Raw genomic sequence first — 25,907 nt, forward strand, 5'->3', positions numbered from 1 at the left:
ATTCATCGGGTCAGTCCTTCACCGCGCCGCCCAGTCCGGAGACCAGGCGCCGCTGTACGAGTACGAAGAAGACGAGCACCGGAACGGTCATCACCGTGGACGCCGCCATCACACCGCCCCAGTCCGGATCCTCCGGCTTGTAGAACACCAGGAGAGCCATCGGCAGGGTCGACTGGGAGGTGTCGCTGATGATGAACGACTTGGCGAACAGGAAGTCGTTCCAGGCCGAGATGAAGGAGAAGACACTGGTGGCCACCAACCCCGGGAAGACCAGCGGGAAAAGGATCTGCCAGAGGAATCGGGAACGGCTCGCCCCGTCCAGGTAGGCCGCCTCCTCCAGCGCCTCCGGTACGGCCTTCACAAAGCCCCGCAGCATCCAGATCGCGAACGGCAGCGAGAAGGCGATGTGCGGCAGGATCAGCGCGCCCAGGGTGTTGAGTTGGCCGAAGTCCCGCATCTGGAAGAAGAGCGGGATGGTGAGCGCCTCCACGGGCACCATCTGCGCGACCAGGAACATGATCAGCAGGGTGGTCCGGAATCGGAAGCGGAATCGGGTGACCGCCGTCGCCGCGAGAAACGCGATCAGCGCGGAGACGACCACCACCGTGCAGGCGACGACAAGGCTGTTGAGGAAGTAGCGGCCGAATTCCTGCTGCCCGAAGACCCGGCGGAAGGAATCCAGCGTCGGCGCGAGCGTCCAGGGCCGGGGCTCGGTCGACTCGATCTCCCCCGCCGGCTTGAACGCGCTGAGCACCATCCAGTAAAGCGGAAACGCCACCACGACCGCGATGACCAGGGCCGATGCCTCCGCCGCGAGCCGCCAGGGCCGCCGTACGAAACCCCACGAATTCACAGCTCCTCCCCTTGCCCGCGCAGCAGTCGCAAATACACCAGGGTGACCGCCAGCAGAATCACCAGCATCACCACACCGATCGCCGAACCGAGGCTGTACTGCGAGGACGCGAAGGCCTTCTGGTAGGCGTACACGTTCAGTACGAGGTTCTGGCCCGCGATACCGCCGCCGCCCGTCATCACATAGATCTGGGTGAAGACCTTGAAGTCCCAGATGATCGACTGAATGGTGACGACGACGAGGATCGGCCGGAGCATCGGCGCGAGGACCGACCGCCAGATCCGCCACTGCGAGGCACCGTCCAGGGACGCGGCCTCCAGGACCTCGGAGGGTATGGAACGGATGCCCGCGTAGACGGTCACCATCACGAACGGGAAGGAGCACCAGACCACTTCGAGCAGGACGAGGAAGAAGGCGCTGTGACGCCCGTACGTCCACGAGTGGTCGCCCAGTCCCAGGACGCGGTTGACCGGGCCGAAGTCCGGGTCGAACAGCAGCAGCCACACCGTGGAGCCGGTGATCGCCGGGGTCGCCCACGCGCCGAGCGCCGCCAGCATCAGCGCGAGGCGCGGCAGGGCCCGTACCCGTGTCAGCAGCACGGCGAGCGCGCACCCCACGGCGAGCGTGGACACCACACAGGCCGCCGCGAAGACGACCGTGGCCAGCAGCACCCGCCAGAACTCGCGGTCCCCGAACAGCTCCGAGTAGTTCCCGACCCCCTGGAAGGTGGCCGGTTCGCCACCGCTGACCTGCACCTGGGTGTATTCGAACAGCGATATCAGGCCGAGCTGGTAGATGGGATAGAGGAGCAGCCCGCCGAGGACGACGAGCGCGGGCGCGAGATAGATCCAGGGGGTCCATTCGCGCGTGCGGGGCGGGCGGGTCGCGGCTGTGGCGCGCGCGACCCGCCCGGCGGCCTTCTCGACAGTCCCGTGCGCCGCCATCGGTTCAGCCGACGGAGCTGAACGCGTCGTTCATCCGCGCCGCCGCGTCCTTCGAGGCCTCGGCCACGTCCTTCTTGCCGCTGACGACCTCCTGGAACATCGTCGGCAGCACCAGCGAGGCGTCGATCTGCGCCCAGGCCGGCGAGGCGGGCACGAACTTCGTCCCGGAGGACAGCGTCTTCACGAAGGGCCCGATGAACGGCTCCTCCTTGGCCGCCTCGGCCCGTACGTCGGTGTACGTCGGCAGGAAGCCCATCGCGTCGAAGAGTTCGCCCTGCGTCTCCTTGGACGCCAGCCGCTTCATCAGGTCGACGGCGAGGGTGCGGTGCGTGGTGCTCTTCAGGACGCCGACGTTGTTGCCGCCCGCGAACGCCGGGGCGACCGAGCCGGACTTCACGCCCGGCAGCGGTACGACCGCGTACTTGCCCTTGACCTTGCCGGCCTCCACGGCCGCGTGGCTGAAGTCGCCGCCGATCGCCATGCCCGCCTTGCCGGCCGCGAACGCGGTGACCGTGTCGTTGCCGCCCATGCCGGCGCACTTGGCGGCGGGGCAGTTGTCGTCGCCGAAGAACGAGGTGTAGGCCTCGATGCCCTTCTGGGCGGCGGCGCTGTCGATGGTGGAGGCGTACGAGCCGCCCTTGCCCTCGGCTATCTCGCCGCCGTTGGCCCAGACGAACGGCATGGCGCCGTAGGTGTAGGCGCCGCCGACCGCGAGGCCGTACAGGTCCGGCTCGGCGGCGCGGATCCGCTTGGCGGTGGCGGTCAACTCGTCCAGGGTCTTCGGGGGTTCGAGGCCCAGCTCCTCGAAGACGTCGGTGCGGTAGTACAGCGCGCGTACGCCGACGAAGAAGGGCGCCCCGTAGATCTTGCCCTCGACGGTCACGGAGGTCTTGGCGGTGGGGTCGGTGTCCTTGGACTCGGACCAGCCGTTGAAATCGGCGGTGACGTCGGCGAGTCCGCCGTCCTTGACGTACCCGGCCGTGTCGGTGTTGCCGTACTCGATGAGGTCCGGGGCGCTCTTCGGGTCGTTGAAGGCGGCCTTGATGCGCTGGGCGCGGGTCTCGACGGGGATGTACTCGATCTTGACCTTCGCGCCGTCGTGCGCCTTCTCGAAGGCGGAGACCACCTTGTCGACGACCTTCTGCTTCGGCTCGTTGCTCACTTCCTGGAAGAGCCAGACCCGGAGGGTGCCGGTCTTCTCGTCCTCCCCGGAGGAGGAGTTGTCCGAAGTCTGCGGGGCGCAGGCGGTCAGCCCCGCGAGGGTCAGGGCCGCGACGGGGGCGAGGAGTCTGGCGGCGAGCTTCATGAAGTTGTTCCTCCGGAGGGGGGAGCGGAGTGTTGCATTCTCTGCAACGGGCGTTCTGCTCTGTACAACACACCGGAGGCTAGGGAGTACATGGACATGACCACAAGAGGTCTCAACCACCTTGTGATCCGGGGAAGCGCTCTGTGCAACGGCGAGGGCGCGACAGAGCTCGGGGGTACGCGTTTCGTCGGCGGGTGCCACTGAGTGGGGGCTGGTCGCGCGGTTCCCCGCGCCCCTTAAAAGCACCGGGCGCGACCCCTTGCTTCCAAGGGGCGCGGGGAACCGCGCGAGCAACCACGATCCACCCGCACCCGCCGACGAAACGCGTACCCCCGAGCCGATCGCGCCCCGGGTTACTTCTTGCCGTCGCCCTCGTCGCCGCCCGCGCCGAGGGATTCGAAGATCTCCTTGCACATGGGGCACACGGGGTACTTCTTCGGGTCACGGCCCGGGACCCACACCTTGCCGCACAACGCCACGACGGGCGTGCCGTCGAGGGCGCTCGCCATGATCTTGTCCTTCTGGACGTAGTGGGCGAAGCGCTCGTGGTCGCCATCGCCGTGCGACGTCTGCGGCGTCGGCTCGACGAGGGTCCCCGTACCAGTACCGCGCTCGGGCTCAAGAGTGCTCATGACGCCAAGGGTACTGAAGCTCACAGGCATCAGTTGAGCGAAGGGTCGTCCGGGTAGGTGGCCACCATCGCGAGTTCGCCGCGCTGGCGGCGCAGCACCTCGCGCCAGAGCCGCTCCGGGCAGGGGCAGGAGACGTCGCCGGGTTCGGACTCGACGACGTACCAGGCGCCCTCCACCAGTTCGTCCTCCAACTGGCCGGGCCCCCAGCCCGCGTACCCGGCGAAGATGCGCAGCGAGCCGAGCGCGGAGGCCAGCAGCTCCGGCGGGGCCTCCAGGTCGACGAGGCCGATCGCGCCGTGGACGCGCTTCCAGCCGAGCGGGGCCCGGTCCACGGAGCCGCCGCCGGGGATCACCGCGACGCCCAGCGCCGAGTCCAGTTGCACCGGGCCGCCCTGGAAGACGACCCCCGGTTCGCCGGCGAGGTCCGCCCAGCCCTCCAGGATGTCGCCGACGCCCACCGGGGTCGGCCGGTTGAGGACCACGCCGAGCGAGCCCTTCTCGTCGTGGTCGAGGAGCAGCACGACCGCGCGGTCGAAGTTCGGGTCCGCCAGGGCGGGAGTGGCCACGAGCAGCCGCCCTGTGAGCGAGGACACCTCGGTCATGCCAGACATGATCCCGCATCCTGCCCGCGCGCGGGGAGCCAATCCCCCGAGCGGTGTGCGCGCAGCTCACGGCGAGGGGGAGCGGATGGGGCGCACGGCCGTGGCGGTGACCCCCCGTGGCCGGTGGTGAACGGTTCGTGTTGTGGCAAACCCATGACGTGGCTGAGAAGTACTTGGGCTTACGGAAGGGGGGTGGGCGGCGATTACGCTAGCTCTCCGGCTCGCGCCGCGCCGACCCCCGCACAACGGGTCCGTCGGCCGTCCGCCCACGCCGTAACGCCTCTGCCCAACTCCACGGAACGCGAGATCCATGACCGTCAACGGCTCTGACGACGTACTGCTTGTACACGGCGGCACCCCGCTCAGTGGCGAGATCCGTGTCCGCGGTGCGAAGAACCTCGTACCCAAGGCCATGGTCGCCGCGCTGCTCGGCAGCGGTCCGAGCCGGCTGCGCAACGTGCCGGACATCCGCGACGTACGGGTGGTGCGCGGACTGCTGCAGCTGCATGGCGTAACGGTCCGCCCGGGTGACGAGCCGGGCGAGCTGGTGATGGACCCGACGAACGTGGAGAGCGCGAACGTCGCCGACATCGACGCCCACGCGGGTTCGTCGCGCATCCCGATCCTGTTCTGCGGCCCGCTGCTGCACCGGCTCGGCCATGCCTTCATCCCCGGTCTCGGCGGCTGCGACATCGGCGGCCGGCCGATCGACTTCCACTTCGAGGTGCTGCGGCAGTTCGGCGCGAAGATCGAGAAGCGGGACGACGGCCAGTACCTGGAGGCGCCCCGGCGGCTGCGCGGTACGAAGATCCAGCTGCCGTACCCGTCGGTGGGCGCGACCGAGCAGGTGCTGCTCACCGCCGTCCTCGCGGAAGGGGTGACGGAACTCGCGAACGCGGCGATCGAGCCGGAGATCGAGGACCTGATCTGCGTCCTGCAGAAAATGGGCGCCATCATCGCGATGGACACCGACCGCACGATCCGCATCACCGGTGTGGACTCGCTCGGCGGCTACAACCACAAGGCGCTCCCGGACCGTCTGGAGGCCGCCTCCTGGGCGTCCGCCGCGCTGGCGACCGAGGGCGACATCTACGTCCGGGGCGCCCAGCAGCGCTCGATGATGACGTTCCTGAACACCTACCGGAAGGTGGGCGGTGCCTTCGAGATCGACGACGAGGGCATCCGCTTCTGGCACCCGGGCGGCCAGCTGAAGTCGATCGCGCTGGAGACGGACGTCCACCCCGGTTTCCAGACCGACTGGCAGCAGCCCCTGGTCGTGGCCCTGACGCAGGCCACCGGCCTGTCGATCATCCATGAGACGGTCTACGAGTCCCGCCTCGGCTTCACGTCCGCGCTGAACCAGATGGGCGCGCACATCCAGCTCTACCGCGAGTGCCTCGGCGGCTCGAACTGCCGCTTCGGCCAGCGCAACTTCCTGCACTCGGCGGTCGTCTCCGGCCCCACCCGCCTCCAGGGCGCCGACCTGGTCATCCCCGACCTCCGCGGCGGCTTCTCCTATCTGATCGCCGCGCTCGCCGCCCAGGGCACCTCCCGGGTGCACGGCATCGAGCTGATCAACCGCGGCTACGAGAACTTCATGGAGAAGCTCATGGAGCTGGGCGCGAAGGTGGAACTGCCGGGCAAGGCGCTCGGCTAGCGGTACGGCACGCCCCGCACGACGATGGGGGCGGCACCTGGAAGACCAGGTGCCGCCCCCATCAGGCGTTCTACGCGCCGTGCACCATCCCGTGAGAGACGGCCGGCAAGGTTACTTGCCCTTGGCCGCTTCCTTGAGCTTGCTGCCCGCGGAGACCTTCACGCTGTAGCCGGCCGGGATCTGGATCGGGTCGCCGGTCTGCGGGTTACGAGCGGTGCGAGCGGCACGGTGGGTGCGCTCGAAGGTCAGGAAGCCGGGGATGGTGACCTTCTCGTCGCCCTTGGAGACGATGTCGCCGACAGTCTCAGCGAACGCGGCCAGCACGGCGTCGGCGTCCTTGCGGGTCACCTCGGCGCGGTCGGCCAGCGCGGCCACCAGCTCACTGCGGTTCATGTTGTTACTCCCGTGTTCTTCTTGCCGTTGAGGCGGACCCGGGTCCGTCGTCAGACCCTCGCGCCCAGAAACGCATCCTGCACTCACCTGCGGCGCGAAAGCCAATCCAGCACCCCTGGGAGTCACACGAACACCCCTGGGAGTCATATGAACACCCCTGGGAGTCGTGGCAGGCCTGAGCTTGGCCGCCACACTAAACGGCGGCACAAGCCCTCCGGCCCCGCGACGCGCCGATGGGGCGGGCCGTGGCCACCGTCACAGCGGGGCTCAGGCGGACGTCGCCGCCTTCGCGGCCTCGCGCACCGCCCCGGCGACCGCGCCCGCGACCTTGTCGTTGAAGACGCTCGGGATGATGTAGTTCGGGTTCAGCTCGTCCTCGGTGACGACGTTCGCGAGCGCGGTCGCCGCGGCGAGCATCATCTCCGTGTTGACGGTCCGGGACTGGGCGTCGAGGAGACCGCGGAAGACACCCGGGAAGACCAGCACATTGTTGATCTGGTTCGGGAAGTCGGAGCGGCCGGTGGCCACCACGGCCGCCGTCTGCCGGGCGACAGCGGGGTCGACCTCGGGGTCGGGGTTCGCGAGCGCGAACACAATCGCGTCGTCCGCCATGCCGGCCACGTCGTCGCCGTCGATCACGTTCGGGGCCGAGACGCCGATGAAGACGTCGGCGCCGCGCACGGCCTCCTTGAGGGTGCCCGTGAGGCCCTCGGGGTTGGTGTTGTCGGCGATCCAGCGCAGCGGCGAGTCGGCGGCGGCGTCCACCAGGTCGGCGCGGTCGCAGTGCACGACACCGTGGATGTCGGCGACGACGGCGTTCTTCACCCCGGCGGCGATCAGCAGCTTGAGGATGGCGGTACCGGCCGCGCCGGCGCCCGACATGACGACGCGGATGTCCCCGATCGCCTTGCTCGCGACGCGAAGCGCGTTCGTGAGGGCCGCGAGGACGACGATCGCGGTGCCGTGCTGGTCGTCGTGGAAGACGGGGATGTCGAGCGCCTCGCGCAGCCGGGCCTCGATCTCGAAGCAGCGGGGCGCGGAGATGTCCTCCAGGTTGATGCCGGCGAAGCCCGGGGCGATCGCCTTGACGATCGTGACGATCTCGTCGGTGTCCTGGGTGTCCAGGCAGATCGGCCAGGCGTCGATGTCGGCGAAGCGCTTGAAGAGGGCCGCCTTGCCCTCCATGACCGGCATGGCGGCCATCGGGCCGATGTTGCCGAGGCCGAGGACCGCGGAGCCGTCCGTCACGACCGCAACGGTGTTGCGCTTGATGGTGAGGCGGCGGGCGTCCTCGGGGTTCTCGGCGATCGCCATGCAGACACGGGCCACGCCCGGGGTGTAGATCATCGAGAGGTCGTCACGGTTGCGGATGGGGTGCTTCGACGCCATCTCGATCTTGCCGCCGAGATGCATCAGGAACGTACGGTCGGAGACCTTGCCGAGCGTGACGCCCTCGATGTGGCGCAGCTGTTCGACGATCTCGTCGGCGTGCGCGGTGGAGGTGGCGGCGATGGTGACGTCGATGCGGAGCTTCTCGTGGCCGGAGGCGGTCACGTCGAGGCCGGTCACCGAGCCTCCGTGGGACTCGACGGCTCCGGTGAGCTGGGAGACCGCGGTTCCGCTCGCGGGCACCTCCAGCCGGACCGTCATCGAGTAGGAGACGCTGGGCGCCGTTGCCATGGCCGACTTCCTCTGCTTTCGCGTACTTCTGCTACTGCGTTTGCTGCGTTTTGCCGTCCGATCGTCGCACCTACCGCCGGGTAGGCGTTAGCCGCCGGAGGTTATGAACGTTTTGTTCTCAACGAGAAGAGGTCCACGTCACAGGTGACGTGGACCTCTTCTCGTTCCTCACGCGTTCAGTGGCACCGACCCGCCATGCTCGCCTCGCGGCAAGTGGTCGCTCGTAGCGACGAAGGTTGGGCCCGGGGGCTTGGATCGAGCCGGTGCCGTCCACCAGGCTAACAGGCGCCTAGGAGTTCGGGGAGTTGTTGATGCGTCGGCGGGTGCGGGTGGGTCGTGGTTGCTCGCGCAGTTCCCCGCGCCCCTGAAAGGCACGGGGCTGCGCCCCTCTGCCTTTCAGTCGCGCAGCAGGTCGGGGACGCCGTCCTCGTCAGGGTCGTCCCGCTCCCCCGACACCAGGGTCAGTTGCTGCGTCGCACGCGTCAGGGCCACGTACAGGACCCTCAGCCCCGCCGGGGACTCGTCCGCGATCTCGGCCGGGGAGACGACCACAGTCGCGTCGTACTCCAGTCCCTTCGCCTCCAGACTGCCGAGGGCCACCACACGCTCGCCCAAACCGGCCAGCCAACGGCTGGCCTCGTCGCGGCGGTTCATGGCGACGACCACGCCGACCGTGCCGTCGACGAGGTCGAGGAGGCGGGCGGCCTCCGCGCGGACCGTGCGGGCGAGCGTGTCGCGCGCGGCGGTGACGAAGCGCGGTTCGACGCCGGTGGAGCGGACCGCCGAGGGGGATTCCGAGCCGGGCATGGCGAGGGCCAGCACCTTGGCCGCCAGTTCGGCGATCTCGGCCGGGTTGCGGTAGTTGACGGTGAGGGTGAAGCGGCGGCGCGGGCGGCTGCCCAGGGCCTCGTCACGGGCCTCGGCGGCCTCGTCCGGGTCGGACCAGGAGGACTGGGCGGGGTCGCCCACGACCGTCCAGGTGGCGTGGCGGCCCCGGCGGCCCACCATCCGCCACTGCATCGGCGTCAGATCCTGTGCCTCGTCGACGATGACGTGCGCGTACTCGGTGCGCTCCTGCGCCAGCCGCTCGGCCCGCTCCCGCTGGGTCTCCTCGCGTACGGGCATCAGCTCCTCCAGGCCCGTGAGCTGGTCCAGGGGGTCGTACTCGCGTTTCTTCCGGGGGCGGGACGGGGAGCCGACGATCGCCTGGAGTTCGTCCAGCATGGCGACGTCGTGGACCGAGAGGCCGTCCCGCTTCAGGGCGCGGGCGACGCGGCGGATCTCACCCGGATTGAGGATGCGCCGGGCCCAACGGCCGAGGCGACGCTCGTCGGCCATCGCGGTGAGCACGCCACGCGGGGTCAGTTCGGGCCACCAGGCGTCGAGGAAGGCGATGAAGTCGTCCTCGGTGCTGATGTCCTCGTCGAAGGAGGAGCGCAGTTCGGCGGCCAGCTCGGGGTCGGTGTGACGGCCGGCCGCGCCGGACCGGGACCACAGGGCGTCCAGGAGCAGCTTGCGGGCGCGGGGGCGCAGGAGGTTGACGGGGGCCGTGCCGCCGAGCGCGTTGTGGCGGACGCGGTCCAGGTCGGCGGCCTCCAGTTCCAGGCGGCGGCCGAAGGCGACGACCCGGAGGCGGGTGGGTGCCTCGGTCGACTCCAGCGCGCCCCGGGCGGCCTTCCGCAGCACCTTGAGCATGCGGTACGAGCCCTTGGCGCGGGCCACGGCCGGGGAGTCGTACAGCGTGGCCTCGGCGCCGTCGACCAGGGAGCCGATCGCGCGGATGGCGACCTGTCCCTCCTCGCCGAGGGAGGGCAGGACGCCCTCGGTGTAGGCGACCAGCAGGGGCGTGGGCGAGACGATCAGGATGCCGCCCGCGTACCGGCGGCGGTCCTGGTAGAGGAGGTACGCGGCGCGGTGCAGGGCGACGGCGGTCTTGCCGGTGCCGGGGCCGCCCTCGACGTACGTCACGGAGGCGGCGGGGGCGCGGATCACCAGGTCCTGTTCGGCCTGGATGGAGGCGACGATGTCGCGCATGGTGTGGCTGCGGGCCTGGCCGAGGGCGGCCATCAGGGCTCCGTCGCCGATGACGGGCAGTGTGTCGCCGTCGAGGAGGGCCGTCAGCTCGGGGCGCATCAGGTCGTCCTCGACACCGAGCACCTTGCGGCCCTTGGAGCGGATCACCCGGCGGCGTACGACCCGGCCGGGCTCGACCGGGGTCGAGCGGTAGAAGGGGGCGGCGGCCGGGGCCCGCCAGTCGATGACCAGCGGGGCGTACTCCGAGTCCAGGACGCCGATCCGGCCGATGTGCAGGGTCTCGGCGATGTCGGCGGTGTTGTCGGGGCGGACCGCGCCCTCGGCGGGTTCGACGGCGGTGTACGCGCCGTCCGGGCCCTTCTTGCCGTCCTTGCCGAGCAGCAGGTCGATCCGGCCGAAGAGGAAGTCCTCGAACTCGTTGTTCAGCCGGTTGAGATGGATGCCCGCCCGGAAGACCTGGGCGTCCCGCTCGGCGAGCGCGCCGGGGGTGCCGACCTGACCGCGCTTGGCCGCGTCGTTCATCAGGAACTCGGCCTCGTGGATCTTCTCCTCAAGACGCCGGTACACCCGGTCCAGATGTTCCTGTTCTACGCCGATCTCCTTCTCACGCACCGAGTCGTGAGCGGAGTCGAGCGTTTCCTGCTGAACCTGAGCGGCCACCCGGGCCCCCTTCTGACGTGCTGGGCAGCCGTCCACCGTACGCGAAAAGGACCCCGTCAGGCTATGTGCCCGACCGGGGTCCGTCCGCCGCGCGGCACGAAATGTCTCACCTTGTGTCACATCTCGTCACATCTCGTCACATCTCGCGTCACGCCTTGACCGAGACGAGCTTCTTCCCGCTGAAGGTCAGGATCTCGAAGTGGTCGATCTCGTCCGGGGTGAAGGCGGCGCCGCCGTGGACGTAGAGCGGGTTCCTGGCCTGCTCCGTCTTGGCGTTCTTGATGCCGTAGCCCCACTCCGGGACGGACCAGGAGGTGACGGTCTCGCGCTCGCCGTTCTTGCCGACGGCGATGAGCGAGCACTTCTCCGGGCCCTTGACGTTCTTCAGCTCCAGGACCGCGTGCGTGCCCCAGGCCTTGGACTCCATGCCGACCGTGGCGGAGACCGCGGTGGAGGCGTCGGTGCCCGAGACCTTGTCCGAGGCGGGCATGTTGTCGAAGGCGTCCTTGGCCGGGCTGGTGGACAGGGTGTTGCTCGCCGTGGGGGTGTCGTCCCCGCCGCCCGTCGTCGCGAACACCGCCGTCGGGCCGCCGACGATCAGGGCGACACCGGCGGCCAGCATGAAGAAGTTGCGTCGGGTCTTCTTCGCGCGGTGCTGGACGACCTCGCCGACCAGGCGGTCCGCGAGGCCGGTGGTCGGTTTCGCGGACAGGGACTCGCCGATCGCGGGTGTGCCCTGAGCGGCGGGCAGGTCCGCGAGCGCGGCCAGCATCGGTTCCATACCGGCCAGCTCGTCCAACTGCTGGCCGCACCACTCGCACGTGGCGAGGTGCATCTCGAACTGTGTGGCCTCGGTGTCGTCCAGTATCCCGAGGGCGTACGCGCCGACGGTTTCATGGATGTTGTCACCGGAACCTTGGGCTCCTTGCACAGACCCGGGCATTCCCGGTCCATACCCCCCGTAGATGTTGCTCATGCCGTCACCCCGCGCTCCTCTAGAGCCAGCTTCATCGACCGCAGGGCGTAGAACACCCGGGAGCGGACGGTGCCACTGGGGATGCCAAGCGTCTCGGCCGCCTCATTGACCGTACGCCCTTTGAAATAGGTCTCGACCAGGACCTCCCTGTGGGCAGGGGTCAGGTCGTCCAGCGCGTCCGACAGTGTCATCAGCCACAACGCCTTGTCGATCTCGTCCTCCGCGGGGATGACCTCCAGCGGCGACGGGTCGACCTCCTGCGGCCGGGCCTGCCGGCTGCGGTGGCCGTCGATGACGATGCGGCGTGCGACCGTCACCAGCCAGGGGCGTACCGATCCGGTCGCCCGATTGAGCTGACCGGCGTTCTTCCAGGCCCTGATGAGAGTTTCCTGCACAACGTCCTCGGCACGCTGGCGGTCGCCCGCGACCAGACGCAGCACGTACGCGAGCAAGGGTCCAGCGTGCTCGCGGTACAGCGCGCGCATCAGCTCCTCGTCAGGCTCAGAGGGCTGTGACGCACGATGTCGGGCCCTGTGCGGGCGTTCATCGGCCACAGCGGAATCCTTGCGCACGGCTACCTCCGGTGTCCGGGGGTTCCCCCAGTCGGTCGCTCACATCGGGATACGTAGGTAATCAGTTGTGTGTTCAGAGTTGAGCCACAACTTTCTCGATTCAACTTGGGAAAGCGGGGGCAGGTGAGGGACAAGTGCGTCCATATCCGTGCTTAAACCGGCACCCATGGACGGGAGTTGTGAAGATCTCCGAGTAGCGGTGTGAAAAACAGCACTGCTGCTTCTTTACGGCTACCGGGGGTTTGCCCAACTGCCGGGCAGGGTAAGGCCGGTGCGCAATTCCGCCCCAACTACACGCGGGACAGGGCCGCTCGGCGGCGGTGGCGGGCCACGCGTTCGCGGTTGCCGCAGATTTCGCTGGAGCACCAGCGGCGGCGTCGGCCCCGTGAGGTGTCGACGTAGACGACGGGGCAGTTGTCGCCGGCGCAGCGGCGCAGGCCCGCGCAGGCGGCCGGGTCGGTGAGCAACTCGACGGTGTCGCGGGCGAGCAGGGCGAGCAGAGCCGCGCAGTCGGGGGTGTGGTCCAGGGCACGGGTGAGGGTGCCGTCGTCCGTGCGGACGGCCCGGGGGGCCGGGGTCGCCGCGCGCGCCAGTTCGTTGACTCTCGCCAGGGAGAGGTCGAAGGGGCGGGGGTCGGGGGCGCCGATGCTGACCAACTCGGCTATGTGACCGCGGAGTTCTCTGAAGCCGGTCAGCCAGTGCGGGGTGATGTGGTCGAGGGGGGTGCCGTCGGGGACCAGGGCGGCGGCGGTGATCCAGCGGCGCAGGGCGTCCGGGGAGTCGAGTTGTTCCTCGGGGTGGGTGGTGGTGAGGAAGTCCAGGCAGAGGTGGCCGCAGTCGAAGCGAGGGGGTTGCGGGTGTGCCATGTGCCTGTCACCGCCTTGGGGGGACGACCGGGGCGGGGTACGTCTCTGGGGTACGTACCCCTTGGGGGGCCTGGCCGCACCCGGGGGTGGAACTCGGTGGGGTCCGGCCGGAATTGTTCGCCCCCGCCGCCCCTACCCGTCCCGTCCTCAAGGGGCTGCGCCCCTTCGACCCCCTTCGCGCTCCGCGCGGGGTGGGTGGGTATGCGCGCGTCCGGTGGGGGCTGGTCGCGCCCACGCGGCGGAGCCGCATATGTCACAGCCCCGCGCCCCTGGAAAAGCAGGGGCTGCGCCCCGTGCTTTTCGGCTCGAAGGCGGCGATGGCCCTTGAGGGCCGTAGGCCCTCAAGGGGCGCGGGGAACTGCGCGACCAGCCCCCACGGGGCCGCGGGCGGACGACTCGCCGCGTCACCTTTACGCGTCGTACTTCGCGTCCGCCGCCGGGTCAAGGGCCAGGCGGTAGCCGCGTTTTACGACGGTCTGGATCAGTTTCGGGGTGCCCAGGGACGTGCGGAGGCGGGCCATCGCCGTTTCGACGGCGTGTTCGTCGCGGCCGGCGCCGGGGAGGGCCTTGAGGAGGTCGGAGCGGGGGACGACCCAGCCGGGGCGGCGGCAGAGGGCGCGAAGGAGGGACATGCCGGCCGGGGGGACGGGGCGCAGGGCGCCGTCGACCAGGACCGCGTGGCCGCGGATCTCCACACGGTGGCCGGCGATGGGGAGGATGCGGGCGCGGCCGGGGAGTTCCTGGCAGAGGAGTTGGACGAGGGGGCCGAGGCGGAAGCGTTCGGGCTGGACCGTGTCCACGCCGTGGGCCTGGAGGGGAAGGGCCGTCACGGGGCCCACACAGGCGGGCAGGACGTCGTGGTTCAGCGCGTTCAGCAGCTCCGGGAGCAGGCCCCGGTCCTCGGCACGGGAGAGCAGGGACGCCGCCGCCGGGGCGCTGGTGAAGGTGAGGGCGTCGAGGCCGCGCCCGACCGCTGCGTCGAGGAGGCGGTCCACGGGGGTGATGTCCTCGGGCGGCATCCAGCGGTAGACGGGGACGCCCACGACCTCCGCCCCGGCGGCCCGCAGGGACTCCACGAAGCCGGGGAGGGGTTCGCCGTGCAGCTGGATGGCGATGCGGAGGTTCTCGACGCCCTGCTCCAGCAGGCGGTCGAGTACCTCGGCCATGGATTCGGAGGACGGGGACCACTCCTCCGTGAGGCCGGCGGCACGGATCGCGCCCTTCACCTTCGGTCCGCGCGCCAGGACCTCGACGCCGCGCAGCCGGTCGAGGAGCGCCTCGCCGAGGCCCCAGCCGTCCGCCGCCTCGATCCAGCCGCGGAAACCGATGGCGGTGGTCGCCACCACGATGTCGGGTGCCTGGTCGAGGAGGTCCTTGGTCGCGGCCAGCAGTTCGCTGTCGTCGGCGAGCGGCACGATGCGCAGCGCGGGGGCGTGCAGGACCGCCGCTCCGCGACGCTGGAGGAGCGCTCCGAGTTCGTCGGCCCGGCGGGCGGCCGTGACGCCCACGGTGAACCCCGCGAGCGGTCCGTGTTCCGGCTGCGCTGTCTGATCCGTCCGATCCATCAGAACCGTCCTGTCTGGTCGATCGGCTCGATCTGATCGCTCGGGTCGCTGCTGTTCGTCGTACATGGCTCTCGTCCCGCAGTCGAGTCGTTGCACTCAGTCGATGCGCTCGGTGGAGGCGCCGATTGGTGCTCCCACATGCCGAACGAGCCTGTCAACGGCGCGTGACAGGCTCGGTTCGGCTTGATGTCGCTGGTGTTACGTCACACGTGTCAAGGCATGGGCGATGTCACACCTCGGCATAGCTGAGCTGCGGCTTCGAATCCGTCGTGGCCGTCGTCGCGGAGGTGTTCGAGGCCGGGCGGCGAAGGTATACGGCCCAGGTCACCGCGAAGCAGATGCCGTAGAAGGCGAGGAAGGTGACGAAGGCGCCGGTGCCGGAGCCGACCGTGAGGAAGGACTGGCGGAAGGCCAGGTTGATGCCGAGGCCGCCGAGGGCGCCGACCGCGCCGATGATGCCCATGGAGGCACCGGAGAGCCGGCGTCCGTAGGCGGCGGCCTCCTCGCCCTCCAGGCCCTGCGCGAGCGCCTTGGCCTGGAAGATGCCCGGGATCATCTTGAAGGTGGAGCCGTTGCCCAGGCCGCTGAGGACGAAGAGGGCGATGAACGCGGTGGTGAAGAGGGGCAGCGACTTCTGCATGGAGGCGACGACGATGACGCCGGTGGCGCCGGCCATGGCGACGTAGTTCCACAGGGTGATCTTGGCGCCGCCGTACTTGTCGGCGAGCGCGCCGCCGACGGGGCGGATCAGCGAGCCGAGCAGGGGGCCGATGAAGGTGACGTACGCGGACTGCAGGGGCGTACGGCCGAACTGGGTCTGCAGGACGAGGCCGAAGGCGAAGCTGTAGCCGATGAAGGAGCCGAAGGTGCCGATGTAGAGGAAGGACATGATCCAGGTGTGGGCCTCCTTGATGGAGTCCTTCGCGGCACCGGTGTCGTTCTTCAGCGACGTGATGTTGTCCATCTTGAGCCAGGCCAGGACGGCGGCGATCACGATGAGGGGGATGTAGATCCCGAGCAGCACGCGCGGACCGCCGCTCGCGCCGATGACGGCGAGGCCGATGAGCTGCACGACCGGGACGCCGATGTTGCCGCCGCCCGCGTTGAGGCCGAGCGCCCAGCCCTTCTTCCGCAGCGGGAAGAAGGCGTTGATGTTGGTCATGGAGGAGGCGAAGTTGCCGCCGCCGATTCCGGCGAGCATCGCGCAGATGAGGAACGTGTTGAACGAGGTCCCCGGCTCCATCACGACGAACGCCGCGACGGTCGGGACGAGCAGCAGGCTCGCGGAGACGACCGTCCAGTTGCGTCCGCCGAAGAGCGCGACCGCGAAGGTGTACGGGATGCGGACGACGGCACCGACCAGGGTGGCCATCGAGACGATGAAGAACTTGTCGGCCGGGGTGAGCCCGTACTCGGGGCCCATGAACAGCACCATCACCGACCACACGGTCCAGATGGAGAAGCCGATGTGCTCCGAGAGCACCGAGAAGATGAGGTTGCGGCGGGCGACCTTCTCGCCGGTCTCGTTCCAGAAGGCCTCGTTCTCCGGATCCCAGTGCTCGATCCAGCGGCCTCCCCTGCTCGATGCGGGGGCAGTGCTCGGGGCTGTCATGACGCCTCCACGTTCTCCGGGCTCAGATGTTGCGATGCGGTGATGAGGGGTGATGAGTCCCGAAGGTAGGGAGAGCGCGTTTCCTGCCTGTGGCACCGGGTGACCGGTAAGGAACTTTGCTCTCACGACGACGAGGGTCCGCCGGTGAGGAAGACGCCACATTGGCCGCGCTTCGCGAGGGGCGCGGGGTCGGCCTCAAAATACCTGAGGGCCCGGCCGGCCCCGCCCGCGAAGGAGATTTCCCTCAGTCGGCGAGAGCCCCCGGCTCGCCTTCCGCGTAGAGCTTCCGGCACGTCTGCCGTCGTACCTTTCCGCTGGTCGTACGGGGCAGCGCGCCCCTGCGGACCACCACGACCTCGTCCGTGAGCAGCCGCTGCCCGTCGTGCACGGCGGCACGCACCGCCTCGCGGACCCCCTCGGCCCCGGCCCGGCGGAGCACCCGTCCGTCCGTCTCCACTACGACGATCAGACGCTCGCGTTCGCCGTCGTCCACGGAGAACGCGGCGGCGCGGTTGGGCCGCAGGCCCGGCACCGACGACTCCGCGGACAGTTCGATGTCCTGCGGGTAGAAGTTGCGGCCGTTGCGGATGGTGACGTCCTTCACACGGCCCGCGACGAACAGTTCGCCCTCGTGGAGGAAGCCGAGGTCTCCCGTGCGGAGATACGTCGTCGTCCCGCGCTCCCCCGCGATCCGGGCCCGGAACGTCTCCTCGGTGGCGCGCGGGCGCTCCCGGTAGCCGAGGGCGACGCACGGTCCGTCGATCCAGATCTCGCCGACGCGACCGGGTTCGCAGGGCGTGGCGGTGGCCGGGTCGACCACCCGGACGCGGGTCGTGGACGACGGGAAGCCGGAGCCCACCAGCGGCGAGGCCGAAGCCGATCATCTTGACGAAGTCGTTGGCGTCGAGGATGAAGCCGGAGAAGACGCTCGCCATGATGATCGCGGCGGCGGAGACCACCCGGCCGCCGTGCCGGAAGCCGGTGACGATCGCCTGGTCGGGGCGCTCCCCGTGGACGTAGGCCTCGCGCATGCGGGTGACGAGGAAGACCTCGTAGTCCATGGCGAGTCCGAAGACCACACCGATCATGAAGATCGGCATCGTGCTCATGATCGGGCCGGGCTGGTCGATGCCGAAGACGTCCTTGAGTCAGCCCCACTGGAAGACGGCCACGACGGCACCGAGTGCCGCGGTGACGGACAGCAGGAACCCGAGGGCCGCCTTGAGCGGGACCAGGATCGAGCGGAAGACGAGGACGAGCAGGACGAAGGCGAGTCCGACGACCAGGCCCAGATACGGGACCATCGCGTCGTCGAGGGTCTGCGAGAAGTCGATGAGCAGGGCCGTCTGGCCGGTGACCAGGACGGTCGCGCCGATTCCGGGCAGCGGCTCGCCTTCGTGGAGTCCGTCCGCAGCCGCCCGTGGGCGTTCCGGGGTGCGGCGGCGGTGGCGTACGCGCTGGCCAGCACCGAGTGGGCGGGCAGCATCGCGTCGATCTCGCTCACCAAGGAGGAGGCCGCGTTCAAGTACGTCTGCCATCCGGTGATCGCGGTCGGGCTCGCGGCGCCGCTGCTGCTGGCGCAGGGCAGTGGGCCCGAGCGGTTGCCGGCGCGGCCGACGATCGTGTGGCTCGGGCGGAACTCCCGCGGGATCTTCCTGTGGCACCTGGTCGTCATGCGGGTCACCGTCCGGTACCTGCTCGACAGTGACTTCGGGCAACTCGGTACGGGGGCGTTCTTCGCTCTGCTGCCGTTCGTGCTGGCGTTGTCGGTGCTGGCGGGGTGGCTGTCCTACACGTTGGGTGTGCGTGGACGCCGGTCCCTTGGGGGCCGGCGTTCACGTGTGCCTCGCCTATGACCTCGGGAGGTTCGGTTGTTCGGCGGGTGCGGGCTCGGTGGGGGCTGGTCGCGCGGTTCCCCGCGCCCCTGGGGAAGCGGGGGCTGCGCCCCCTGCTTCCCCAGGAAGACCGCTCACGCCGTCTTCGGGGCCGCCCTCATGCCGATGTAGGCGTACTTCGTGCCGTCGGGGGTGGTGGTGAAGACGACCGGCATCCAGTCCTCGGTGAAGGAGGCGCCGCCGCCGGCGCCGGCGAAGACCGTGTCGGTGAGGGGGACGAGGTCCATTTCGAGGTCCGGGGAGTAGCCGGCCATGCCGTCGACGAAGGCATGGACGAGGTGGGGCTTTCCGTCGCGTTCGGAGACGGTGATGAGGACGCCCTCGCGCTTGTAGGTGCCGGTCCAGGGGGTGATGTCGACGGTGGGGGGCTGTTCGGCGGGGGCGAAAGGGGCGGGCATGGTGACGTCGGCCAGGTCGGCGAGGAGTTCGCGCACGAGGTCGGCGCAGAGGAGGCGGGAGCCGCCGCCGTTGGTCAGGAGCGCGACGGCCACGCCCGCGCCAGGCACCACCCGGAGGTAGGCGTACTGGCCGATGGAGGCGCCGTCGTGGCCGAAGCCGGGGACGCCGTCCCCGTCGTAGAGGGTCCAGCCGAGGCCCCAACCGTCCGCGCTCACCGTCCACTTGTCGGGGACGTCCGTCTCGCGGTGCCGCATCGCGGCGACCGAGTCGGGGCCGAGGAGATGGGTGCCGTCGGCCGCCCGGCCGTCGGCGAGGTGCAGCCTGGCGAAGCGGACCAGGTCGCCGGCGGTGGCGCAGACCCGGGCGGCCGGGCCCGCGGCGCGCGGCATCAGGTCCCAGGCCGGGGCGAGCGCCTGCTCACCGTCCGGCCCGGTGAGATGCCCCATCGCCGCGCGGAACGGCAGCACCTCCTCCGGGAGCGTCATGGTGTGCGTCAGGCCGAGCGGGGTGAGCAGCCGGTCCTTGAGGGCCTGGTCCCAGGTGGTGCCGGTCAGCACCTCGACGACCCGGCCGAGCACCACGTACCCGATGCCGCTGTACGACACCGCCGTACCCGGCCGACAGTCCATCGCCACGCCCTTGGCGGCCTCGACGTACTTGGCCAGGCTGTCGTCGCCGCGTCCGGTGTCGAGGTGGAAGTCGCAGGTCAGGCCGCTGGTGTGGGAGAGCAGCATCCGGCTGGTGATGACCTTGGTGGCCTCGGGGTCGATGGTCGCGAACTCCGGCAGCACGCTGACCACCGGGGCGTCCAGGTCGAGGTCGCCGGACTCGGCGAGCCGCATGATCAGGGCGGCCGTGTAGACCTTGGCGATCGAGCCGAGCTGGAAGACGGAGTCGGTGGTGGCCTCCACCTCGGTCTGCCGGTTGAGGACACCGCTGGCCAGTTCCTGGACCTCGTCGTCGATCACGAAGGCGAGGGTCGCGCCGGGCACGTCGTGTGTCTCGCGCAGTTCGTCGAGGCGGTGCTGCCAGTGGCCGAGGTCGATGCGGCGGCCGGTGGCGAGTTCGACTACGTCGGCGGTGGGGGCGGCTTCAGGGGTTGGGGTGGGCTGCGGGGCCGGAGCCGGGTTCGTCCTGCCGAACGTGTCCCAGGTGCCCGAGGCGCCGTCCATCGTCCAGGTCCCGGTCAGGCCCCAGCTGTCACTGGCCTCCCAGCCGCCGGTCGCGATCCGGGTGCGGAGGTCGTTCCACTGCGAGCCCTGCGTCTTCTTCGACATGGCGTGTCCTTCGAGGGGGGGTGGGGTGTGCGTCGTGATGAACACTGTACGAAGTGCGCACAGTGTGCGCAAGTTCGTACGGCGTTCATCACCGGCCAAGGAAAAACCGTCCACGGCCGGTACGGATCGCCGTGGACGGTTGGCCGGGAGCGCGGGCCGGGACCGGGGTCAGGCCTGCGCGGGGCCCCGGTCGAGGCGGGCCTGAAGTCCGTCGAGGACCCAGTCGAGTCCATGGGTGAAGTTGTCCACCAGGACCTCGGACGAACGGCCGCCCTCCTGCGCGGCGTAGCGCCGGCGGAGGTGCGGATAGTCGCGGGTGGCCTGTTCGACGGCCGGCCACACCTTGCGCGTCCAGTCCTCCTGACTCTGCCCGCCGCGGGCGAGCATCGTGAGCCAGGCGGCCTCGCTGGTGGTCATGCCCAGCACGTACGCGAAGAGGATCCGCACCACATGGTCGGCCTGCTCCAGGTCGAAGCCCGCCTCCTCCAGCATGGCGAGCATGCCCTCCGTGAGCCGCATCGAGTTCGGCCCCAGGGAGACACCCACCTCGCCCAGCATCGGGGCGATCCAGGCATGGCGCAAGATCGTCGAGCGAACACCGTGGGCACAACGGGCCGCCGCCGCCCGCCAGTTCGCGGCGGCGTCCGGGCCCGGCGCCTCCATCTCGCCGTAGACATGGTCGACGACCAGCTCGATCAGCTCGTCCTTGCTCGCCACGTACGAGTACATCGAGGTCGCGCCCGCGCCGAGCCGGGTGCCGAGGCGGCGCATGCTCAGCGCGGCGGCGCCCTCCTCGTCCAGCAGCTTCACGGCCTCCGCCACGATGACGTCCCTGCTCAGCACGGGTTGCTCGCGCTTCGGGCGCTTCGGGCGGGTCCACACGGACCGGATCACCCTCGCATCGGAGCGCGCCTCGGACCGCGTCCTGGACTGCCCCTCGGACTGCTTCTCGGACTGCTTCTCGGGCATGCGGCCTCCCCCTCGCCCCTTCGCATCAGCCTATCGGCCTGGCGAAACATCGTACGGGATTGCGCACGATGTACTCGCTCCATACAGCGTGCGACCTGTTGCGCACCGCACACTCGAAAGGCCGTGCGCACGCGAACCATGCCGCCGCGCGCACGCACGAGCAAAGTCCGGTGCGCCCCTTCGTCGACCCGGAGTGCCGGCGCACCGACGAGGAGTGCCCGTGCGCGGACGACACGGCCCACCGGGACAGCTGGAAGGAGACCGGCCGGTCGCGACTCGCGGCGGACGCGGAGGCCGACGCGGACGAGATCGCCGCGCCGGTCGACGACACCCTCCTCCAGCGTGCCGATCAGACGGACAAGGCCCTCTCCGACCACGAGGACCGCCCCGACACCCTGGAAGGCTCCCGTCGGCCCCTCCCGTCCCTGGCCACCCTGGCGCCGTGCGCGGCGCCGGCGGTCACCGTGTGGTCGGCGACGACATCACGGCGGGCGGTACGGGGCGGGAGCGGACCCTTCACCCCCGCCCCCGCCCCCGCCCAGATCCCACATCCCCACCACACGCGCGCGGTCCGCCTCCTCCGCCGCCTCGAACAGCTCGTACAGCTCGTACGCGGGCTCGCTTCACGCATGGACCACGAGTGCGGCGTCGTCCGCGCTCCACCCCCGGGTGCACAGGAGGTCACGGATATGCCCAAGTCGGCGCAGATCAGCGGCTGTCGGTGCTTTTTCCCCGCAGGCGGACCAAGTGTCCATTTCCAGCCGATCACCGTGCACAGGCCACTGCAAACCGCATCGTCGGTTTGTTAGGCTGGACTTTCGACGCCGAACCCGGAGAGTGACGGAGCCCATGGCCACGCAGGAACGCGCGATCCGTACGCGCAACGCCCTCATCAAGGCTGCGGCCGAACTGCTGGACCAGGAAGGCCCGGCCCCAGTCTCGCTGGCGACCATCAGCGCCAAGGCCGGTGTCAGCAACGGGGCGTTGCACTTCCACTTCCCCAACAAGGCGGCGCTCCTGGACGCAGTCGTCGTCGAGGCGGAGGCGCGGCTGCGCCAGATCACCCGCCCGCGCGACCTCCACACCGTGCAGGCGCTCATCGACGCCACCCACGACCTCGTGCGGGCGCTCGGGCGGAACGTGGTGCTGCGGGTCGGCTTCCGGCTCAGCGGCCGCGGCGAGCGCTCCGAGGCGGCGCCGGACCTGTGGGGCGACTGGCAGCAATGGGTCGAGGCCACGCTCGCGCGGGCGGACGGCGAGGGGGCCCTGGTATCCGACCCCTCGCCCGAGGAGCTGGCGGCCGTCGTGGTGGCCGTGGGGGCCGGCCTGCAGGCCCGGGCGGAGAGCGACGCCCGCTGGCTGGAGCGGGGCGTGCTGACGCAGTTCTGGGCGCTGCTACTGCCCCGCATCGTGGGCAGCGCCGCGCGGCACGACTTCAGCCCGGCCGGGTTCGCGCCGGCGAGCGGCGAGGATCAAGGGCCCTAAAAAACTGGCATACCGGTTTCTTTGTAAGGGGCGACACCTCTCCAGCCTGGCGTCGAGCGGATTTTGTCCGTTTCTGTGGTGGCTGTCAAGAGGATCTACGGTCGAGAATCGCTTGACAAACATCACGGTCGGTTTGTTTCATGGGAGTAAGTAATCGGACTGTCAAACGCGTGGGGGAAAGATGCAGTTCAACCTGCTGGGCCCGCTCGAAGTCGTCGCCGACCGGGCGCTGCCGCTGGGCGGCGTCGTCCAACGGGCCACCCTTGGCTACCTCGTGCTCAACCCGAACAAGGTCGTCGCCACCAGCCGCCTCATCGAGGCCCTGTGGGGCGGCGACGCACCGATGACCTCGCGGAAGATGGTGCAGAACGCCATCTCCGGCATCCGCAGACTCCTCGATCAGGCGGCCCCCGACAGCCGTGGCATCCGCCTCGTCACCGCCCCGCACGGCTACCAGCTGCACCTCGACACCGAGTGCGTGGACGCCTTTCGCTTCCGTCGGCTCGCCGCCGCGGGGCGCGCCGAGCTCGGCGCCGGCTTCCCGGAACAGGCCGTCGAGTCGCTGGCCCAGGCGCTCGGCCTGTGGCGCGACTCGGTCCTGGTCGACCTCGCCGAGGGCGGCATCGGCTGGCCCGCCTTCGCCCAGTTGGAGCGGGAGCGGCTCACCGCCTACGAGGACTGGGCAGCCGCCGGGCTCGAACTCGGCCGGCACCGCGAGCTCGTCGTGGACCTGGAGCAGGCCGCCGCCACCACGCCGACCCGCGAGCGGCTGTGCCACCAGCTCATGCTTGCCCACTACCGCTGCGGTCAGCAGACGGAGGCGCTCGCCGCCTACCGCCGTACCCGCCAGGCGCTCGTCGACATCCACGGGCTCGACCCGACGCGCGACCTCCAGGAGATGGAGCGCGCGATCCTCAACCAGGAGCCGCGCCTCCTGGGCCGCCGCCCGCAGCTCGTCTGAGTGCGTTCCGGGCCGGAAACGAAACCGGGAATGGGTCGGCTCACGAGAAATACAGGGGTGGGCTAGGGGATTTCCCCGGCGGCCGGAACTCCTATCTTTTCCACAAGGGCTTTTCCATAAGGGAGAGTTCCGCGGCCGGAAAGGGAGGGGTCGTCATGTCCACCGAGTCGTTCGATAACGTCACCAGTTCCGCGATAAGCCTGAACGTCGCGCTCGACGCCGCGATCGGTATTTTCACCGGCCGGCTCGACTCGTACTCCGGTGATGCGCAGGAGAGCACCGCGGCGCGCGCCGAACGGTACACCACGCTCGCCTGGCGCCACCCCGCCCTCCTGCCGGAATGACCGAGCGGGCCGTCATCACGCCGCTGCTGCCGCCGGCCGTCGTCTTCGCCGAGGAGCCTGGGGACCCGCCGTACCCGGACCTGTCGGCCGAGGAGTTCGCCCAGGTGGCCGGGGCCGTGCCGGAGCGCAGGCGTGAGTTCGCCACCGTACGACTGTGCGCCCGCCGGGCCCTGGCGCAGCTCGGGCTCCCCGCGCTCCCCCTGCTGCCCGGGCCCGGCGGGGCGCCGCGCTGGCCGGCCGGTGTGGTCGGAAGCATGACGCATTGCCCCGGCTATCGGGCCGCCGCGATCGCCCGGCGGCGCGACGTCGTGGCCCTCGGCATCGACGCCGAGCCCGCCGAACCGCTCGCCGGCGGCCTGCTGGAGGCCATCGCGCTGCCCGGCGAACGGGCGCATGTACGGCGCCTGTCGCGCAGTCGGCCCTCGATCGCCTGGGACCGGCTGCTGTTCAGCGCCAAGGAGGCGGTGTACAAGTCGACGTTCCCGGCTACCGGTGTGCGGCTCGGTTTCGAGGACGCGGCGATCACGTTCGACCCCGTCGACGGATCCTTCCGTGCCCGGCTTGTGGTCCCCGGCCTGCTGGTCGACGGGAAGCCCCGCGTCGTGCTCGCCGGACGGTGGACCGCCGCCCGCGGACTACTGCTCACCGCGATCGCCCTGCCCGCCGCCGGCCGCGCGCCGCCCGGCGACCGGCCCTGAAGAGGGCGTACGAGAAGGGGGCGCCCGGACTCCTGGGGTTCCAGGAGTCCGGGCGCCCCCTTCTCGTACCCACCGCTGTCACGAACGGAGCATCTCGGCCACCAGGAAGGCCAGTTCGACCGACTGATCCGGGTTCAGGCGCGGGTCGCAGCTGGTCTCGTAGCGCAGGGCCAGGGCCTGCTCGTCGATCTGCTCGGCACCGCCCAGGCACTCGGTGACGTCGTCGCCGGTGAGCTCGATGTGCAGGCCGCCCGGGTGGGTGCCGAGCGCCCGGTGCACCTCGAAGAAGCCCTTGACCTCGTCGAGGATGTCGTCGAACTTGCGGGTCTTGTAGCCACTGGCCGCCTCATAGGTGTTGCCGTGCATCGGGTCGCACTGCCACACCACCCGGTGGCCGGTCGCCTCGACCTTCTGCACGATCGCCGGCAGCACGTCGCGGACCTTCTTGCTGCCCATCCGGCTGATCAGCGTGAGCCGGCCCGGCACGTTGTCAGGGTCGAGGCGCTCGACGTACTCGACGGCCTGCTCGGGCGAGGTGCCGGGGCCGAGCTTCAGCCCGATCGGGTTGGCCAGCAGTCCGGCCAACGCGATGTGGGCACCGTCCGGGCGGCGGGTGCGCTCGCCGATCCACAGCATGTGCGAGGACAGCCCGTACAGCCGGGGCTCACCCGAGACGGCGGGCGCCCAGCGCAGCAGGCCCTGCTCGTACTCCAGCAGCAGCGCCTCGTGGCTGGCGTAGATCTCGGTGCTGTGCAGGGCGCCGTGGTCGGCGCCGGAGGCCGACATGAAGGCCAGGCCGCGGTCGATCTCGCCGGCCATCGCCTCGTAGCGCTCGCCCGCGGGGGAAGCGCGCACGAAGTCGCGGTTCCAGTCGTGTACCCGGCCGAGGTCCGCGAGGCCCGAGGCGGCCATGGCGCGGACCAGGTTGAGGGAAACGGCCGAGTTCGCGTACGCGCGCAGCATCCGGGACGGGTCCGGGACCCGGGCGCCCGGTTCGGGATCGAGGGAGTTGACGATGTCGCCGCGGTACACCGGCAGGCCCAACGCGTCGATGGCGTTGGAGCGGGGCTTGGCGTACTGCCCGGCGATCCGCCCGATCTTCACGACCGGGAGGCTGGCCGCGTACGTCAGCACGACCGCCATCTGCAGCAGCGTGCGGATGTTGGCGGTGACGTGGGACTCGGTGTTGCCGTCGAAGGTCTCGGCGCAGTCGCCGGCCTGCAACAGGAACGCCTGCCCCTGCGCCACCTGCGACAGCCGTTCCTGGAGGCGATCGACCTCGCCCGGCATGACGAGGGGCGGCACCTGCGCGAGCGCGTCCCGGGCGGCGGCGGCGCGGTCCGAGTCCGGCCAGGTGGGCTGCTGGTCGGCCGGCCGCGCCGCCACGTCCGCCAGCCGGGCCTCGATGTCGTCGGGGAACCGGGCGAGGGCCCGGGGCCGCGGGTCCGTGATGTCGCCGATGGTGGGATTCATGTGGGCAGGCTAAGGAGACGGCGGCCACGCTGGGGGAACCGCGGCGGCACTCGC

At 70.2% G+C, this 25,907-nt stretch carries 23 protein-coding genes and 1 pseudogene; 6 read left to right on the forward strand and 18 right to left on the reverse strand.

What is annotated here, in order from left to right:
- Window positions 1-10 precede the first annotated feature (10 nt).
- The 5 genes from F9278_RS17720 to F9278_RS17740 form a co-directional block, all read right to left on the reverse strand.
- The gene (locus F9278_RS17720) at window positions 11-853 is read right to left on the reverse strand and encodes a carbohydrate ABC transporter permease (protein ID WP_152169241.1); all 843 of its coding nucleotides are present in this window, start codon (window positions 851-853) and stop codon (window positions 11-13) included.
- Entirely contained in the window at window positions 850-1,797 is a 948-nt protein-coding gene (locus tag F9278_RS17725; protein ID WP_152169242.1) for a carbohydrate ABC transporter permease, read from the reverse strand. Before F9278_RS17725 ends, F9278_RS17720 begins: the two co-directional genes overlap by 4 nt.
- Before the next feature lie 4 nt (window positions 1,798-1,801).
- Window positions 1,802-3,103 (reverse strand): extracellular solute-binding protein, encoded by a 1,302-nt coding sequence (locus F9278_RS17730; RefSeq protein ID WP_152169243.1) that lies wholly within the window; start codon window positions 3,101-3,103, stop codon window positions 1,802-1,804.
- 353 nt (window positions 3,104-3,456) lie between these two features.
- On the reverse strand, window positions 3,457-3,735 hold the full coding sequence (locus F9278_RS17735; protein WP_152169244.1) for a DUF3039 domain-containing protein: 279 nt from the start codon (window positions 3,733-3,735) through the stop codon (window positions 3,457-3,459).
- 29 nt (window positions 3,736-3,764) lie between these two features.
- The gene (locus F9278_RS17740) at window positions 3,765-4,337 is read right to left on the reverse strand and encodes a YqgE/AlgH family protein (RefSeq protein WP_152169245.1); all 573 of its coding nucleotides are present in this window, start codon (window positions 4,335-4,337) and stop codon (window positions 3,765-3,767) included.
- 310 nt (window positions 4,338-4,647) lie between these two features.
- Here F9278_RS17740 and murA point away from each other — a divergent pair, with 310 nt between their 5' ends.
- The gene (gene murA / locus F9278_RS17745) at window positions 4,648-5,994 is read left to right on the forward strand and encodes a UDP-N-acetylglucosamine 1-carboxyvinyltransferase (RefSeq protein WP_152169246.1); all 1,347 of its coding nucleotides are present in this window, start codon (window positions 4,648-4,650) and stop codon (window positions 5,992-5,994) included.
- A gap of 111 nt (window positions 5,995-6,105) precedes the next feature.
- Here the strand turns inward: murA and F9278_RS17750 are convergent, their stop codons facing one another.
- From F9278_RS17750 to F9278_RS17805, 12 genes and pseudogenes are all read right to left on the reverse strand, one after another.
- Window positions 6,106-6,387, reverse strand: a complete 282-nt coding sequence (locus F9278_RS17750) for an HU family DNA-binding protein (RefSeq protein WP_152169247.1) — start codon at window positions 6,385-6,387, stop codon at window positions 6,106-6,108.
- A gap of 267 nt (window positions 6,388-6,654) precedes the next feature.
- Window positions 6,655-8,067 carry an NAD-dependent malic enzyme gene (locus F9278_RS17755; protein WP_152169248.1) on the reverse strand — a complete coding sequence of 471 codons (1,413 nt, stop codon included), beginning with the start codon at window positions 8,065-8,067 and terminating at the stop codon, window positions 6,655-6,657.
- A 396-nt stretch (window positions 8,068-8,463) separates the two neighbouring features.
- Complete coding sequence (locus F9278_RS17760) at window positions 8,464-10,761, reverse strand: HelD family protein (protein WP_152169249.1); 2,298 nt, start codon at window positions 10,759-10,761, stop codon at window positions 8,464-8,466.
- Window positions 10,762-10,909: 148 nt separating this feature from the next.
- Window positions 10,910-11,704 (reverse strand): anti-sigma factor family protein, encoded by a 795-nt coding sequence (locus tag F9278_RS17765; RefSeq protein ID WP_193241536.1) that lies wholly within the window; start codon window positions 11,702-11,704, stop codon window positions 10,910-10,912.
- A 29-nt stretch (window positions 11,705-11,733) separates the two neighbouring features.
- A complete protein-coding gene (locus F9278_RS17770; RefSeq protein WP_013003188.1) occupies window positions 11,734-12,309 on the reverse strand; it encodes a sigma-70 family RNA polymerase sigma factor in 576 nt (191 codons plus the stop codon).
- A gap of 290 nt (window positions 12,310-12,599) precedes the next feature.
- Window positions 12,600-13,175: a CGNR zinc finger domain-containing protein gene (locus F9278_RS17775; protein ID WP_152169250.1), complete on the reverse strand. Its 576-nt coding sequence runs from the start codon at window positions 13,173-13,175 to the stop codon at window positions 12,600-12,602.
- A 410-nt stretch (window positions 13,176-13,585) separates the two neighbouring features.
- Window positions 13,586-14,740: a uroporphyrinogen-III synthase gene (locus F9278_RS17780; RefSeq protein ID WP_152169251.1), complete on the reverse strand. Its 1,155-nt coding sequence runs from the start codon at window positions 14,738-14,740 to the stop codon at window positions 13,586-13,588.
- 229 nt (window positions 14,741-14,969) lie between these two features.
- Window positions 14,970-16,352, reverse strand: coding sequence for a nitrate/nitrite transporter (locus tag F9278_RS17785; RefSeq protein WP_152169252.1), 1,383 nt, complete (start codon window positions 16,350-16,352; stop codon window positions 14,970-14,972).
- Window positions 16,353-16,596: 244 nt separating this feature from the next.
- The gene (locus F9278_RS17790; protein ID WP_264300171.1) at window positions 16,597-17,172 is read right to left on the reverse strand and encodes an acyl-CoA synthetase family protein; all 576 of its coding nucleotides are present in this window, start codon (window positions 17,170-17,172) and stop codon (window positions 16,597-16,599) included.
- A 43-nt stretch (window positions 17,173-17,215) separates the two neighbouring features.
- Window positions 17,216-17,725: pseudogene (locus F9278_RS17795) on the reverse strand (MMPL family transporter); the annotation flags it as partial.
- A 596-nt stretch (window positions 17,726-18,321) separates the two neighbouring features.
- Window positions 18,322-19,923, reverse strand: coding sequence for a serine hydrolase domain-containing protein (locus F9278_RS17800; RefSeq protein WP_226966788.1), 1,602 nt, complete (start codon window positions 19,921-19,923; stop codon window positions 18,322-18,324).
- Between the two features lie 168 nt (window positions 19,924-20,091).
- The gene (locus F9278_RS17805; RefSeq protein ID WP_152169254.1) at window positions 20,092-20,892 is read right to left on the reverse strand and encodes a TetR/AcrR family transcriptional regulator; all 801 of its coding nucleotides are present in this window, start codon (window positions 20,890-20,892) and stop codon (window positions 20,092-20,094) included.
- A 170-nt stretch (window positions 20,893-21,062) separates the two neighbouring features.
- On the opposite strand from F9278_RS17805, the gene F9278_RS17810 reads away from it, so the two are divergent.
- The 5 genes from F9278_RS17810 to F9278_RS17830 all read left to right on the forward strand — a co-directional run bounded on the left by F9278_RS17810 (window position 21,063) and on the right by F9278_RS17830 (window position 24,380).
- Window positions 21,063-21,701, forward strand: coding sequence for a hypothetical protein (locus tag F9278_RS17810; protein WP_152169255.1), 639 nt, complete (start codon window positions 21,063-21,065; stop codon window positions 21,699-21,701).
- A 40-nt stretch (window positions 21,702-21,741) separates the two neighbouring features.
- Window positions 21,742-22,377: a ScbR family autoregulator-binding transcription factor gene (locus tag F9278_RS17815; protein ID WP_152169256.1), complete on the forward strand. Its 636-nt coding sequence runs from the start codon at window positions 21,742-21,744 to the stop codon at window positions 22,375-22,377.
- A 181-nt stretch (window positions 22,378-22,558) separates the two neighbouring features.
- Window positions 22,559-23,338: an AfsR/SARP family transcriptional regulator gene (locus F9278_RS17820; RefSeq protein WP_152169257.1), complete on the forward strand. Its 780-nt coding sequence runs from the start codon at window positions 22,559-22,561 to the stop codon at window positions 23,336-23,338.
- 155 nt (window positions 23,339-23,493) lie between these two features.
- Window positions 23,494-23,682 (forward strand): hypothetical protein, encoded by a 189-nt coding sequence (locus F9278_RS17825; protein ID WP_152169258.1) that lies wholly within the window; start codon window positions 23,494-23,496, stop codon window positions 23,680-23,682.
- Window positions 23,679-24,380 (forward strand): 4'-phosphopantetheinyl transferase family protein, encoded by a 702-nt coding sequence (locus tag F9278_RS17830; protein ID WP_152169259.1) that lies wholly within the window; start codon window positions 23,679-23,681, stop codon window positions 24,378-24,380. Before F9278_RS17825 ends, F9278_RS17830 begins: the two co-directional genes overlap by 4 nt.
- A gap of 78 nt (window positions 24,381-24,458) precedes the next feature.
- Here F9278_RS17830 and F9278_RS17835 read toward each other — a convergent pair whose 3' ends face one another.
- Complete coding sequence (locus F9278_RS17835) at window positions 24,459-25,853, reverse strand: class II 3-deoxy-7-phosphoheptulonate synthase (RefSeq protein ID WP_152169260.1); 1,395 nt, start codon at window positions 25,851-25,853, stop codon at window positions 24,459-24,461.
- Window positions 25,854-25,907 lie beyond the last annotated feature (54 nt).

The sequence above is a fragment of the Streptomyces phaeolivaceus genome (genome assembly GCF_009184865.1).
In the GTDB taxonomy this organism is placed as follows: domain Bacteria; phylum Actinomycetota; class Actinomycetes; order Streptomycetales; family Streptomycetaceae; genus Streptomyces; species Streptomyces phaeolivaceus.

What these genes read in the sequence shown, in the direction of transcription:
- F9278_RS17725 (WP_152169242.1), bottom strand. Translation starts at nt 1,797, where the DNA reads ATGGCGGCGCACGGGACTGTCGAGAAGGCCGCCGGGCGGGTCGCGCGC.
- F9278_RS17730 (WP_152169243.1), bottom strand. Translation starts at nt 3,103, where the DNA reads ATGAAGCTCGCCGCCAGACTCCTCGCCCCCGTCGCGGCCCTGACCCTC.
- F9278_RS17735 (WP_152169244.1), bottom strand. Translation starts at nt 3,735, where the DNA reads ATGAGCACTCTTGAGCCCGAGCGCGGTACTGGTACGGGGACCCTCGTC.
- F9278_RS17740 (WP_152169245.1), bottom strand. Translation starts at nt 4,337, where the DNA reads ATGACCGAGGTGTCCTCGCTCACAGGGCGGCTGCTCGTGGCCACTCCC.
- murA (WP_152169246.1), top strand. Translation starts at nt 4,648, where the DNA reads ATGACCGTCAACGGCTCTGACGACGTACTGCTTGTACACGGCGGCACC.
- F9278_RS17750 (WP_152169247.1), bottom strand. Translation starts at nt 6,387, where the DNA reads ATGAACCGCAGTGAGCTGGTGGCCGCGCTGGCCGACCGCGCCGAGGTG.
- F9278_RS17755 (WP_152169248.1), bottom strand. Translation starts at nt 8,067, where the DNA reads ATGGCAACGGCGCCCAGCGTCTCCTACTCGATGACGGTCCGGCTGGAG.
- F9278_RS17765 (WP_193241536.1), bottom strand. Translation starts at nt 11,704, where the DNA reads ATGCCCGGGTCTGTGCAAGGAGCCCAAGGTTCCGGTGACAACATCCAT.
- F9278_RS17775 (WP_152169250.1), bottom strand. Translation starts at nt 13,175, where the DNA reads ATGGCACACCCGCAACCCCCTCGCTTCGACTGCGGCCACCTCTGCCTG.
- F9278_RS17780 (WP_152169251.1), bottom strand. Translation starts at nt 14,740, where the DNA reads ATGGATCGGACGGATCAGACAGCGCAGCCGGAACACGGACCGCTCGCG.
- F9278_RS17785 (WP_152169252.1), bottom strand. Translation starts at nt 16,352, where the DNA reads ATGACAGCCCCGAGCACTGCCCCCGCATCGAGCAGGGGAGGCCGCTGG.
- F9278_RS17800 (WP_226966788.1), bottom strand. Translation starts at nt 19,923, where the DNA reads ATGTCGAAGAAGACGCAGGGCTCGCAGTGGAACGACCTCCGCACCCGG.
- F9278_RS17805 (WP_152169254.1), bottom strand. Translation starts at nt 20,892, where the DNA reads ATGCCCGAGAAGCAGTCCGAGAAGCAGTCCGAGGGGCAGTCCAGGACG.
- F9278_RS17815 (WP_152169256.1), top strand. Translation starts at nt 21,742, where the DNA reads ATGGCCACGCAGGAACGCGCGATCCGTACGCGCAACGCCCTCATCAAG.
- F9278_RS17820 (WP_152169257.1), top strand. Translation starts at nt 22,559, where the DNA reads ATGCAGTTCAACCTGCTGGGCCCGCTCGAAGTCGTCGCCGACCGGGCG.
- F9278_RS17825 (WP_152169258.1), top strand. Translation starts at nt 23,494, where the DNA reads ATGTCCACCGAGTCGTTCGATAACGTCACCAGTTCCGCGATAAGCCTG.
- F9278_RS17830 (WP_152169259.1), top strand. Translation starts at nt 23,679, where the DNA reads ATGACCGAGCGGGCCGTCATCACGCCGCTGCTGCCGCCGGCCGTCGTC.
- F9278_RS17835 (WP_152169260.1), bottom strand. Translation starts at nt 25,853, where the DNA reads ATGAATCCCACCATCGGCGACATCACGGACCCGCGGCCCCGGGCCCTC.